The following is an 11,987-nucleotide window of genomic DNA, read 5'->3' as shown; positions in this document are numbered from 1 at the left end:
CGCTAGCGGTACAAGTTGCCCGAAAAATAAACAACTTAGGTTTGAGGCGCGCATTTTACAGTAAAAGTGTGAAGAATGCGCCGTTTTTAGCTGAATAATCTTGGGAATTGACACCAACTGGGTGGCTAAAAGCGCAGAAAGTACTATGAACACAAGCCGTTAACTGGGCTTTGTTGACCGCTTGGTGATAAAAATAAGCCTTAAAGGCGGAGTTGGGGCTGGCCTTAGGCTTTTTGTTCGTTAACCCGATTTGGTGGTTTGCTGGTTATTTGCTTGCTGCTTGGCGGCAATAGGTAGCTTAAAGCTGTAACTGTTTCGGCCATTTTGCTTGCTGTTATATAAGGCTTGATCAGACAAGCTAATGATTTCTTCAAGGCCGATATCGGCACTTTCTGCAATAGACACACCCACGCTAATAGTGACATGAGATAAGCCTTCCACTCGGGTGAACTTATGGGGTATTTGTTGTTGGTTTATTGATTTAATCAGGCGGTTAGCCGCGTACTCGGCATAGTCGTAATCACTATTACTAAGAATGGCGATGAACTCTTCGCCGCCATAGCGGGCGATTAAATCACCAGGGCGTTTACAAATGCCGGTATCAATGAGGGCTTTGGCGACTTGCTCTAAACAAACATCACCAGCAGGGTGACCGTAGTGATCGTTAAATTGTTTAAAGTGATCAATGTCTATCAGCATAATGGTAATTGGATAACCGCCGCGCTGGGCGCGTCGCCATTCTTGTTCTAAAAACTCATCCGCGCAGCGGCGATTAGGGATCCCGGTGAGGCTATCGGTAATTGATTGTTTCTCTAACTCTCGGTAGGCTGTTCTTAACTCTTGTTGCGAGGCTTCTAAGTCAGAGGTGCGCTCCCTTACTCGGTCTTCTAATACTAACTGAGCCTGGCGTAAGTTAAGCTTGGCGTTGCGTTGGCTAAAGTAGAGTAGAAAAAACAAACTGATTGCTACCGACACCGAGCTTACAATGCCTAGTACCACAATGTTTCGCGTGCGGCCGTAGACTTCAAAGGCTTCAGCTTTGTCTATCTCGGTGGTTAAGCCAAAATCGTAGGTGGGTTGCCATGTCCAAGCACCTACCACTGTTACACCTCGATAATCTGGATAACCTTCGGTGTTATAGCTGGTATTACCTTGAGTGGCACTTTGAGCCATAAAGGTGAGTGCTTTGAAGCTACTATCGGTGCTGTTAGCTTGTGCTTTGGGGTCGGTAATATAGAGGTTATTAATTGCGCTTTGCCCCGGTTCTAAAATACCAGAGCGATGTAACTCTTCATCAAATCGACTGGACGAGAGCATTAGGCCGTTACGATCAAAGGCATAGGTTTCTCCAGAGTCCCAAATTCGGCCGAGTTGGGTAATTCGGCTAAAGTGGTCAGCTTGATTCACGCTAATAATAAGCACCCCTTTAATTTGTTGCTGCTGGTCAATAACCGGTGCAGAGAAGTACATATTGTTGAGCTGTTTGGCTTTAGCTTGGTTAATGCCAGTAATAAAAATGGCTTCGCCTTCTAAAACCCGATTCATTTTAAGGTGTTCATATTCAAACAAAGGGTGCAGGGTATTGACTTGATTGTGCATATTCGAGTTAAGTATTCGCCCTTCTACATCGCTTAACCAGTAGGCATCGTCTTGATAGGTTTCCATCATTAAGGCAAAGCTTAGTTCTACGTTAGCTTCGGCACTAGCGAGTAACATAGAGGGGCTTTTAGGGTTGCTAAAAATTTCGGCAGACAGAGTAATACGTTCCGACTGAGCCGCATTACGTAGCTCTAACAAGCGGTGTTGGATCCAAATATGATGAGCTTCTTGAGTAGCCCTTAGCACGGTGCGCAAAGATTCTTTAACTTTAAGCTGAACCTCATCTTCGATATTCTCTAGCGCGGTAAATACAATGGCGAGAATAGCTAAACTGAAAAAGGCAACCATTGCGACTACGGTGCCTAATTTCACGAACTTGGGTTTGGAGTCTTGTTGATTGCTTAAAATATCTTTCACCAAGAGTACAAAGGTTGGTTGATAATTAACCAGTATGGACGGGGTATCGTGTTGTCTCAACTTAATGGCTTAAAATAACTTTTACATCAATAACTTGCGCATAGGTTATTTAAGCCAGTTAAAGCTGCTATTTCACTTCAGTCTCTAGTTGCTCAATCTCTTTCCACAGTTCGTCTGCATCGGCACTCAACATTGAGTAGGTCATAATGTCACCGCGTCGTTGCGCCAACATAGCTGATTCAAGCAAGGCATCGTATTTTTGGCGTTTGCGTTTGATAGGGTTGGGTTTCAGAAAACTAAACATAAACACTCCTTTGTTATTAATAAGAACGCATGGATGCAGTAAAAAGTTCTCTGTAAATTGATTATTTTTGGCTAGGTTTGTTCACTGCTGCGATTTAAGATCACTGGCCCAGTGCCATGAGCGGCTAACTGATCGTCGGGGTTATACAGCGGGCAGCTGTTCATTGACAAGCAGCCGCAACCAATACAACCGGTTAAGGAATCTCGTAGTCGAGTCATTGTCTCAATCCGTTGGTTTAAGCTTTCTCGCCACTGCTGAGAGAGCAGTTCCCAGTCATTTTTATTGGGTGTGCGGTTGTTTGGCAAACTGGCAAAAGCCGCTTTAATATCTGCCAGATTAATTCCCATTTTTTGGGCCGCTTTAATTACCGATACTCTTCTTAGTACCTCTGGGTGGTAACGACGTTGATTACCTTGATTTCGCTGACTTTGAATCAAGCCTTTGGCCTCATAAAAGTGCAGGGTAGATACTTTTATGCCACAGCGTTTGGCCACTGCGCCTACCGATAAAGCGTGTTTGGCTTGTTGATTCATCTTGCTCTCCATTTTTTTCGAGTTTAGTAAAGAAAAAGCTTTACCTCAACTTAACTTGAGGTTTTAAGGTGTTTACTAAGTCAATACTTAAGACGATTAAGCAATCACGGAGAAGCGTATGTATTTAGAACATATAAACCTAACAGTTAAAGACATGGACCAAACGTTAGTTTTTTATAAAGCGGCATTTCCCCATTGGTGGGTGAGGGGGAAGGGCCAGCAAACGTGGTACGGCACCGATCGACGTTGGCTGCATTTTGGTGACGACAATCATTATCTTGCCTTTAACGACAATGGATATGGTGAAAATCGGCCTTTAGAGGGGAATCAATTAGGCGTGGCGCATTATGGATATGTAACGGCTAACCTAGATGCTGTGATTAGTCGCTTGCTGGCGGCAGGCTTTGAAATTCATCATGAAGGGGCGCAAAGTGCGCATCGGCGAAACGTGTATTTCCGCGACCCAAATGGCTTTGAAGTGGAGTTTGTAGAGTACTCATCAGACTTACCAAAAGAGCGAAACCTTTACGAATAGACTCCACCTACACCTATTTTAAAGGCCTGCTTGTCAGGCTTTTTTTGTTTCTTTGAGAAAATCCTTGACCCTATACCTAGCTACAGGGTTTATCATAGGTGTAGATGGAGGGTCGCATGTACAAAATTGGCGAATTAGCAAAACTCAGTGGTTTAACTGTGGAAGCGTTGCGCTTTTACGAGCGTAAGGGCTTGTTAGCGCCAGTAGCTCGTGGGGCGAATCAATACCGAATGTATAGCGAACAAGACCTGGCAAGGCTTGGTTTTATTCAGCGCGCCAAGCAAGCCGGGTTATCAATTAAAGATATCTTGGAGCTGCTTACCCTGCGCGAGCATGCTGAAACCTCTAGCTGTGGCGATGTAAGCAGTGTGGTAGCCCATAAGCTATATAAGGTGCAGGAACAATTGCTTCAACTGCAAGCGTTTGAAGCCACCCTCAAAAAGCTGCATGACGAGTGCTGCGGCGGTGAAGAAAGTGCTACCTCTTGTTCAATATTAAAGGCCTTAGATGATGTTATTGAATAACTTTGTAAGTTTGTTTTTAAGTGCTGCTCCTTGGCTGTTTTTAGGTTTTATTATTGCTGCTAGCTTGAAATTAGGCTTACCAAGCCGTTGGCTAGCGAAGCACTTAGGCAATAGTAAGCCTAGTACTACCATTAAAGCGGCGTTTATTGGCGCGCCTTTGCCTTTGTGCTCTTGTGGGGTTATTCCCGCCGCCATGGGCCTGCGCCGAGCGGGCGCATCTAAAAGTGCCACCACCTCTTTCTTAATTGCCACACCGGAGACAGGTGTAGATTCAGTGGCAGTATCTTATGCCTTATTGGGGCCTGTAATGGCCATTGTTCGGCCCGTAGCTGCTATTACTAGTGCAATAGTGGCAGGTTTACTTGTGGGAAACAGCGAAGATAATAAGCCGGTTACTAGCGAAGTAAAAAGTTGCTGTAGCAAAAAAAATGCTAGCCAACAGCAGCAAGCAACTGCTGAGGTAAAGCTCAGCGTTAAACAAAAAATAAGCGCTTGGCTGAACAGCTTTGCCGAACTGGTGGGAGACAGCTATTTATGGTTATTGATCGGTTTGGTATTTGCCGCCTTGATTCAAACTTACTTGCCCGAGAGCTTTATGACTCGCTGGGGACAAGGCTGGATCACTATGTTAGTGATGGTGTTGGTTGGCGTGCCTATGTACATTTGCGCTACAGCATCAACGCCCATTGCCGCAGGTTTAATCATTGCTGGTATATCGCCAGGGGCGGCCTTGGTATTTATGCTGGCGGGACCGGCCACTAATGTTGCTACCTTAATGTTGGTTCGCCAAGAAATGGGAATGCGTGCGTTAGTCGCCTACTTAACTGGTGTTGTTGTTAGTGCAATGGCCTTTGGCTGGGGCTTAGATTGGGCAATTGGCCAATGGCACTGGCAAGTAAATCCGGTAGCTTGGCAAGAGCATCAGTTAGTGAATAGCTGGTGGGTGGTAAGTAGTAGTTTGGTTATTGCGATATTGATGTTACGCGCAGGACTTAATGATGCGCGGCAGCGCTGGGTGAGCACTGCCGCATAAGTTCATTATTATTAATTAGTTGGCACGCGCTTAAACATTGCACCGTTGTTTAAGCGCAAATTTTCGCCGTCACTCATTAGTGGTTCTTCTAACGCTTGAATGAACTCCATTTCAATCTTGTTCGCCATGTCGTCACACAACATGCGTGTCATGCCAATAGGCTGATTAACCATCAGCTGTTTGCCATTCCACTCAGCTTGGCCAAAAAAGTTATTACAACCCGTGGTGCCAGAAATTTTAAAGCCCTTATCGTTTTCTTCTAAGGTGAACGCTGGCAATTTAATGTCGGCAATGTTGTAAAAGTCACCGGTCATATACCAACGGCTATCTGCTAAATCCATGCTTGGCTCCGATTGATTACTGGCACAGCCGGTTAAGCCCAACGCGATTGTTAAACCCAAAATTAGCTGTTTATTCATGGTAGTTACCTCAAGTAAGCACAAAAACTATTTCAAGCTATTGTAGAACACAGAGAGAGTGAAAAGTTCGTTTACTGATAAAATTAATGTTTTTTTTAGGTGGTTTTAATATCAACACAAAAAGTAACTATCAGCCTAATTGGCACTAAGTTACCGCCAAATGCGAGATGTTTCACACTTATTGGACAGTTCTCGTCCTATGCTTCGCTCATCAATCATTGGACGAAATTAAGTAGGTAAACATGAATCAGCAAGCGAGTGTATTTCATTTAGGTTTGAACCCAGAAATGCTGAAAGGCGCCACGTTGGCCATTATTCCGGGTGATCCACAACGCGTAGAGCGTATTGCTTCATTATTGGAAGAGCCAGAGTTTTTAGCCTCACAGCGTGAGTTTACCTCTTACCTTGGCAAGTTGAATGGCACACCTGTTGTAGTGTGTTCAACTGGTATTGGTGGTCCATCTACGTCAATCGCGGTAGAAGAATTAGCCCAGTTAGGTATTCGGACCTTTTTGCGCGTAGGTACTACTGGTGCTATTCAGCCGCACATTAATGTTGGTGACGTGATTGTTACCACTGCATCGGTTCGTTTAGATGGTGCCAGCAGCCATTTTGCTCCAATGCAATTCCCAGCAGTTGCCGATTTCTCCTGTATGCAGGCCTTAAACAGCGCGGCGCTAGACGCTAACGCGACTTGCCATGTCGGTGTAACAGCTTCAAGTGATACCTTTTACCCAGGACAAGAGCGTTACGACACGGTATCTGGCCGAGTAGTGAAAGCCTTTCAAGGCTCGATGGAAGAGTGGCAAGCTATGGGGGTGCTTAACTTTGAAATGGAAAGTGCCACCTTATTCACCATGTGTGCATCTCAAGGTTTAAAAGCCGGTTGTGTAGCGGGCGTTATAGTTAACCGTACTCAACAAGAAATTCCTGATGAAAGCTTGATGAAAAACACTGAGCATCAAGCAGTAAACATTGTAGTAGAAGCCGCACGTAAGATGCTTGGCTAATGATAAAATGCCAATACATGTTGTCTGATGTATTGGCGATCCTTTCCAAACATTTAGCCCAATCTCTCTTTAGGAGTGATTGGGCTTTTTTGTGTCAGAATCAGCTAGGTGAATGATTGGGCAAACTCAGCATGCAGTCCATCTCGCTAATACAAGTAGTCGAAGTCACTTAGCTAAACCCAGTATCGTGTTAGTCCGCTGCAGCCTAAAATACGATCGCCCTCAAGTATTAGAAACTGCTCATTATTTATTTGACGATATTAAATATTGCCAATGGTACTTTATCTATTGTTAAATTTGGCGCGTATCTTGATGGTGTTAATTATGAAAAAACGACTTATCGCAACTTCCTTGATCATGGCTTCAGCGACGGCAAGCGCAGATGTTTTAGTTCACAAAGATGCATTTGGTGAAGAGATTACTCATATCGCTACCATCGTCTCTCATGAGCGCAATATGTTGATCTTTGTTTGCTATCCCGAGGGTAACTATCAAGCAAATATGTATGGAAATCGCGCCTATCACGAACCTCGGATAGAACTTAGCACCAAGGTAAAATTAGCGGGTGGCGAAACCCTTGAGGGAATAGGCAGTGCAATCCGCAATAATCAAGGTGTTGCCTTAGATGTGCCATCTAGTGATAAGTTGTTGAAGAGTGGCAATGCGAGCTTATTTGCCCAAGGTATGATTCACGATGTCGAGTTTACTATAGATATCCCTCAGCCTCAGGTTGAAGAATTTAAAGCCACCTGCAGCCGTAAATTTGGTACCGAGTTTAGCTAGCTCAGTGTGTAGCAGACACAAAAAAGCCAAAGTGAAATTAATCACTTTGGCTTTTTCATCAATATGTTATGAACTGGTGTTCTCTTTGGTTCGTCGTATGCCTTCAATCTGTCTGACATTTATTTTTGGCTTGGTGTCCCAATCTTTGATTGTAGAAATATTCTTTCTGCGTTGCTCGGTGTTAGGACATCGGTTGGTATAACTAACCTTCCAGTATGATTTCTTCGCCAAAGTCTAAAATACTTGGGTCGATTGTGACACTGTCACAAGTTACTCCAAATGGCATTTTATCGATTGAACTTATAATTTCTGATGCCTTATTGCCAATATCTTCTGAGATTCGCATTCTAGCTCCAGAATCAGCCGCTTCATATACTCGATAAATATCATAGCGCTTCCTGCTATCGCGGGCTTCCAGAAGTTCTGCGATTGAAATGTGGATTTTAGTATGGAATGCATGCTTAGTCGTCTTTACATCAAGAAGATGTTCATCGGCAGAATTATTCTGTGTGAGAGTAAAATCAAATGGTGAGATAGGGTTGCTCTCTGCTACCCATTCAAAGTTATTAATTTTGCTACTTTGCTCTAGTGCTATGAAGTACTCGTTAACCAACCGCTCACCGAGCTTACCAGTAGCATTCGCATTTTCTCTGGCATTTGCTAACTCCTCTTCTGAAACAAAGCGACCTTTTCGGCGCACTCGTAGCTTTTTGAAGCCATCAATACCGCCTTGCACTGCGTCTTCGATGAGCGCGTCATCGAATATTCTTTGAAGTGGGTAATCAACGGACATATTGGATGAATCTAACAGTAACCTAACATCGTTACGGGTTATTTCTACCATAGACCGATGCTGGTTAAAAATTTTGCTAAATTGCTGAGTTATAGCTTTATGCAGCGAGTTATCATCGCTGCTGCTGTTAGCAATCAGGAAGGCTTCAATTTGAGTAGGGAAGGGGGCGCCGTTAAAGACCATGACTGCGTAATCATGGTTCTGAAGGAGCGCATAACGATCATTACCAGATTCATGTGCATTAACAAGTTCACCATTTAACCGCATGTTCTTCTGTTGGCGTACAATTTTACGTTCAAGTACGTTTCTGAGGGAGCCATCAGGCCCGTTGAGGGCCAATGTTACATTGTGTTTTTCGTCTCCCCATTCAGTTGGGTACATCTGTTCAAGAAATATTTTTTTATCTAGGTTCCAGGCTTTTTGTCTGGTGCCAGCCTTCGGGTCAAAATGACAATTGAATAACGTAAGGTCAGAGGACGATAGGCGTTTGATTGCTATTTTTTCCATCAAAGGGTCCTTTTTTAAAAGTTGAGTTGTTCACGAATATGTGAGGCTACAGCAAAAGCCATAAGTGGAGGTACTGCATTGCCGATTTGTTTAAATGCCGGATTCATGCTACCAGCGTACTTAAAGCCATCAGGAAATGACTGCAGACGTGCAGCTTCACGAATAGATATGGTGCGTGCCTGTGTTGAATCGTAATGGATATGCGAGTAGCTATCCTTGCCAAGGTGAGCCATTAAAGTACGGGCAGGTTGATTTGGCTCCATTTTCCGCCATTTGTTTGGGAACTTACCAGGATCATATGGAGGTACGATGCTTTTCATTAGAGCTTCGTATTCTTCTGAGGCTTCGGCGATATTTTTACCTGTATCTCGTTTTTTAGCTAGAGCTTCTTCAAACATTGCCAGTGCGACGCGGTGCGCTTCAGGGTACTGATCACCGGCAGCCATTCGTGCGAAAATTGGATAGTCGCGTGGCAGGAAGCGGATCAAGTGGTCAAATACCCCCCCATCATCGTTGCCGAACTGGGACCATCCATGACGCATTAGTTGGGCATAGTCATTCAATTCAACATTAGGATAGGGGTCTAACGTGGTAAAACGCTGTGGTGCTTTTCTTAGCTTGCAGCGGTGATCGTTGGGAATACGTGGCAGGTCTATCAGTGCTTCTTCCGCTGTAATTGCTGAAGCTAGGTCCTCAGTAGGCTTTGTCAGCTCAACGTAGTGGTGCGCATCACAACCGTGCTGAACAGTTTTTAGGGCTACCTGACGAGAGCTATGGTATCCGCGAGGCAAGTCGATGTAGTGTGTTGGCTCGGGGAAGGTCACGTCTGCGATGTTGAGCTCTTGTGCATAAGCAATTAGGATCATACGCTCACGCATTTCAGGTACGCCGAAATACACGGAATTCATCAGTGTATACTTTGCGACATATCCCATGTCTTCCAATGCTTCGCAAACCTCTTCCGCAATGTTATGTCCGCCAAAATTAAGAACATCTGGAACGTTCTCCATCATGATGGCTAGAGGTTGAAAAGCTTTAACGTAATCAAGGTAACGCAAATACAGGTTACTACGGGGATCAATCTTGAAAGCTTCTGGGTGATCATAAACTTCACGCAGCTTTGATCTACCAACGCGTGCAAATGCTTGGCATGGTGGGCCACCAACAATCATATCAATCGATTCTGGTACCGTATTACCTAAATGAAGCTCCCTGACTATGTCTTCTGGCTCCAGTTGGGTAACATCCCGAGGGAGGCCATGTTTTTCTTGCATATCTTCGCCAAGATGAGCGTGGAAATTCAAAGCATGAGTCTTGGCTGCATATTTATCTATCTCGACCCCCGCTTTTATCTCAAAGCCTGCTCTGTGGTAGCCTAGTGATATGCCACCACAACCCGCAAACAAATCCAGAGTTCTAGCCGTACCTTTTTGAGCCAACATATTAACCTTGGTTTGCCGGATATCTGCCCAGATCTGTCGTTCTTCAGGTGTTATCGCGGTCATATTGCTAGCTACTATTCCTGTCAGTACAAATATTTTTGGAGACGTTGTCCGTCAGATTGTTGGGTATCATACCGGATTTTCATCCTTTTCCGAAGAAGACTAAGCTCATTCTGTGTGTAACCTAGTGCTCGACCCAAACAAAAAAGCCAACCTTGAAAGGTTGGCTTTTTCTTGACTTCAGTATCTTATGGTAGATATTTTAGTTCATGCCGTATTATAAAAACAGTGTTTTCTGCTGTTCACTGAAATTCATCGGTATTATTGTAACTTGCTGATTTTAAATCACTTTGCTACATTTTGATTCATGGGTGTTCATTGCGGATTATCGTCAAGCAATGAAATGTGTGTAGCAGCGTGTGTAGCAAATATTGATATGTCAGCCATAAATAAGCTCTCAGATAAGTTTTTAAAGTCGGTCAACGGCAAGCCTTATGACGGCCAAAAAGTGGTGGCCGATGGGGCAGGCTTGTCAGCCAGAATTTCAGCCAATGGAAAAATTTCTTGGGTGTATCGTTACCGTTTAGGTGGGCGAGAATCTAATCCCAAATGGGTCACTTTAGGCACTTATCCAGACACCTCAATCAAGCAAGCGCGAGAGAAGCGTGATGATTGTCGAGAGTGGCTAAATAATAATGCCGATCCCGCCATTGAAATTCAGCTTGCCAAAGAGAAACGGGAAAAGCCGATCACCGTGGAAGATGCTCTCGAATACTGGCTAGTGGAATACGCCGAAGAGCACCGCAAAAACTACGAGAAACATCGCGGCCAATTCAAACGCCATATTTACCCGTATATTGGTTCACTACCTGTTGAAATGGTATCTACTGCGATGTGGTGTTCTTGCTTTGACCGGGTTAGAAAAGGGCAGGGCAAACGCAAACCTGCACCTGTTGCAGCGGGTTTAGTTTTCCAAGGGTGTAAACAGTCTTTGGTGTTTTGCCGCAAGCGCGGGTTTGTTGAAAGTCATGCTCTCGATGATTTAATCATTTCCGATGTGGGTAAGAAGCAAGCCAAAAAAGACAGGGTACTTACAGAAGATGAGCTGTTTAGCCTTATCGAACATACCAAATCAGATAAGTTTCCCGACTACTATCGTAACTTGATTTTGCTGTTAGTGATTTTTGGTGCGCGAACCCAAGAAGTGAGAATGTCTACGTGGGATGAATGGGATTTTGATAATTTGGTGTGGACAGTACCCAAAGCTAACAGCAAAACCGCTGAAAAAATTATGCGCCCTATCCCTCAAGTACTGTTGCCTTGGTTGCTAGAACTAAAATTCTCTACGCAACGAACTGGCTATGTGCTGGGTGGATTAAAGCGTTCTGAGCCGGTTAGTCAATTTGGTCGCAAGCAATGGAAGCAACTAGGGCATAAAGAGCCATGGACGCTGCACGACTTACGCCGAACTATGGCAACCAAATTGAATGATTTAGGTGTGCATCCTCATATTGCCGACCATCTATTAGGTCACACTATTTCGGGTGTGAGTGGTATTTATAACCGAAGCCAATACTTTCCAGAGAAAATCGAAGCTTTAGATAAGTGGTTAAGCTACTTGAATATGGTGGACAGGTTGAAACGCGATGCGAAGGTGAATTGATAATGCGAGCATTAGTGCTATTGCTTGGCGTATTGATGGTATCAGCGTGTAGCCAAGCGCCGATTGAACAGCACACCTATGTTTTACCTTACAAAGCATTTGGTACACCGTCGATGAGCGGAAAATTGTTGGGCGTTGAATGGTTTCAGTGGAATGCTCATGGTGATTCTCGGCCAAGAGCATACCCAGTAAACATTGTGGTGTATCGCGGTGTTGCCCTTAAGAATGTAGAAGCTGCTTACCCTGTGAATCTTGAAGCAGAAATGGATTATCGTTATGTTGAGTACTCAGACGCACTCATTTATTTCGAAAACAATATCGTTGAGGTAAAGGGTATGGCGGAAGAGGGCTATCCCATGGGGCGTTTAGCTGAACAGCTTGAAGATACGCGCTCTTTGATTATTCACGCTTTCGCTAACTGATAT

Annotated in this window: 13 protein-coding genes; 7 read left to right on the top strand and 6 right to left on the bottom strand. The window is 44.3% G+C overall.

What is annotated here, in order from left to right:
- Positions 1-240: 240 nt before the first annotated feature.
- From Q4549_RS15685 to soxR, 3 genes are all read right to left on the bottom strand, one after another.
- Complete coding sequence (locus Q4549_RS15685; RefSeq protein ID WP_303553324.1) at positions 241-2,076, bottom strand: diguanylate cyclase; 1,836 nt, start codon at positions 2,074-2,076, stop codon at positions 241-243.
- A gap of 67 nt (positions 2,077-2,143) precedes the next feature.
- Positions 2,144-2,320, bottom strand: coding sequence for a DUF6435 family protein (locus tag Q4549_RS15680; protein ID WP_137673817.1), 177 nt, complete (start codon positions 2,318-2,320; stop codon positions 2,144-2,146).
- 71 nt (positions 2,321-2,391) lie between these two features.
- On the bottom strand, positions 2,392-2,853 hold the full coding sequence (soxR, locus tag Q4549_RS15675; protein ID WP_303553325.1) for a redox-sensitive transcriptional activator SoxR: 462 nt from the start codon (positions 2,851-2,853) through the stop codon (positions 2,392-2,394).
- Between the two features lie 118 nt (positions 2,854-2,971).
- Here soxR and Q4549_RS15670 point away from each other — a divergent pair, with 118 nt between their 5' ends.
- From Q4549_RS15670 to Q4549_RS15660, 3 genes are all read left to right on the top strand, one after another.
- Entirely contained in the window at positions 2,972-3,388 is a 417-nt protein-coding gene (locus tag Q4549_RS15670) for a VOC family protein (RefSeq protein WP_303553326.1), read from the top strand.
- A 116-nt stretch (positions 3,389-3,504) separates the two neighbouring features.
- Positions 3,505-3,912 (top strand): Zn(2+)-responsive transcriptional regulator, encoded by a 408-nt coding sequence (gene zntR, locus Q4549_RS15665; protein WP_303515823.1) that lies wholly within the window; start codon positions 3,505-3,507, stop codon positions 3,910-3,912.
- Positions 3,896-4,945, top strand: coding sequence for an SO_0444 family Cu/Zn efflux transporter (locus Q4549_RS15660; RefSeq protein WP_336622627.1), 1,050 nt, complete (start codon positions 3,896-3,898; stop codon positions 4,943-4,945). Before zntR ends, Q4549_RS15660 begins: the two co-directional genes overlap by 17 nt.
- Before the next feature lie 11 nt (positions 4,946-4,956).
- On the opposite strand, the gene Q4549_RS15655 is transcribed toward Q4549_RS15660, so the two are convergent.
- Positions 4,957-5,364, bottom strand: a complete 408-nt coding sequence (locus Q4549_RS15655) for an META domain-containing protein (protein ID WP_303515820.1) — start codon at positions 5,362-5,364, stop codon at positions 4,957-4,959.
- A 242-nt stretch (positions 5,365-5,606) separates the two neighbouring features.
- On the opposite strand from Q4549_RS15655, the gene udp reads away from it, so the two are divergent.
- Positions 5,607-6,374, top strand: coding sequence for a uridine phosphorylase (udp, locus tag Q4549_RS15650; protein WP_137673823.1), 768 nt, complete (start codon positions 5,607-5,609; stop codon positions 6,372-6,374).
- Between the two features lie 324 nt (positions 6,375-6,698).
- Entirely contained in the window at positions 6,699-7,157 is a 459-nt protein-coding gene (locus Q4549_RS15645; protein ID WP_303515815.1) for a hypothetical protein, read from the top strand.
- A gap of 202 nt (positions 7,158-7,359) precedes the next feature.
- Here the strand turns inward: Q4549_RS15645 and Q4549_RS15640 are convergent, their stop codons facing one another.
- Positions 7,360-8,457 carry a DUF3883 domain-containing protein gene (locus tag Q4549_RS15640; protein WP_303553327.1) on the bottom strand — a complete coding sequence of 366 codons (1,098 nt, stop codon included), beginning with the start codon at positions 8,455-8,457 and terminating at the stop codon, positions 7,360-7,362.
- A 14-nt stretch (positions 8,458-8,471) separates the two neighbouring features.
- Positions 8,472-9,962, bottom strand: coding sequence for a DNA cytosine methyltransferase (locus tag Q4549_RS15635; protein WP_303553328.1), 1,491 nt, complete (start codon positions 9,960-9,962; stop codon positions 8,472-8,474).
- Positions 9,963-10,335: 373 nt separating this feature from the next.
- Between Q4549_RS15635 and Q4549_RS15630 the strand changes: the two genes are divergently transcribed.
- Together Q4549_RS15630 and Q4549_RS15625 are read left to right on the top strand one after the other, a co-directional pair.
- Positions 10,336-11,562 carry a site-specific integrase gene (locus Q4549_RS15630; protein WP_303553329.1) on the top strand — a complete coding sequence of 409 codons (1,227 nt, stop codon included), beginning with the start codon at positions 10,336-10,338 and terminating at the stop codon, positions 11,560-11,562.
- 2 nt (positions 11,563-11,564) lie between these two features.
- Positions 11,565-11,984 (top strand): hypothetical protein, encoded by a 420-nt coding sequence (locus tag Q4549_RS15625; RefSeq protein WP_303553330.1) that lies wholly within the window; start codon positions 11,565-11,567, stop codon positions 11,982-11,984.
- Positions 11,985-11,987 lie beyond the last annotated feature (3 nt).

Source organism: Agarivorans sp. 2_MG-2023 (assembly GCF_030548085.1).
Lineage (GTDB): Bacteria > Pseudomonadota > Gammaproteobacteria > Enterobacterales > Celerinatantimonadaceae > Agarivorans.
Note: the sequence above shows the minus strand (reverse complement) of the source record. Positions and strands in the feature narration are given on the sequence as shown.

Bases quoted from the DNA above. Each gene is read 5' to 3' on its own strand.
- Q4549_RS15680 (WP_137673817.1), bottom strand. From the start codon at position 2,320: ATGTTTAGTTTTCTGAAACCCAACCCTATCAAACGCAAACGCCAAAAA.
- soxR (WP_303553325.1), bottom strand. From the start codon at position 2,853: ATGAATCAACAAGCCAAACACGCTTTATCGGTAGGCGCAGTGGCCAAA.
- Q4549_RS15670 (WP_303553326.1), top strand. From the start codon at position 2,972: ATGTATTTAGAACATATAAACCTAACAGTTAAAGACATGGACCAAACG.
- zntR (WP_303515823.1), top strand. From the start codon at position 3,505: ATGTACAAAATTGGCGAATTAGCAAAACTCAGTGGTTTAACTGTGGAA.
- Q4549_RS15660 (WP_336622627.1), top strand. From the start codon at position 3,896: ATGATGTTATTGAATAACTTTGTAAGTTTGTTTTTAAGTGCTGCTCCT.
- Q4549_RS15655 (WP_303515820.1), bottom strand. From the start codon at position 5,364: ATGAATAAACAGCTAATTTTGGGTTTAACAATCGCGTTGGGCTTAACC.
- udp (WP_137673823.1), top strand. From the start codon at position 5,607: ATGAATCAGCAAGCGAGTGTATTTCATTTAGGTTTGAACCCAGAAATG.
- Q4549_RS15645 (WP_303515815.1), top strand. From the start codon at position 6,699: ATGAAAAAACGACTTATCGCAACTTCCTTGATCATGGCTTCAGCGACG.
- Q4549_RS15640 (WP_303553327.1), bottom strand. From the start codon at position 8,457: ATGGAAAAAATAGCAATCAAACGCCTATCGTCCTCTGACCTTACGTTA.
- Q4549_RS15635 (WP_303553328.1), bottom strand. From the start codon at position 9,962: ATGACCGCGATAACACCTGAAGAACGACAGATCTGGGCAGATATCCGG.
- Q4549_RS15630 (WP_303553329.1), top strand. From the start codon at position 10,336: ATGTCAGCCATAAATAAGCTCTCAGATAAGTTTTTAAAGTCGGTCAAC.
- Q4549_RS15625 (WP_303553330.1), top strand. From the start codon at position 11,565: ATGCGAGCATTAGTGCTATTGCTTGGCGTATTGATGGTATCAGCGTGT.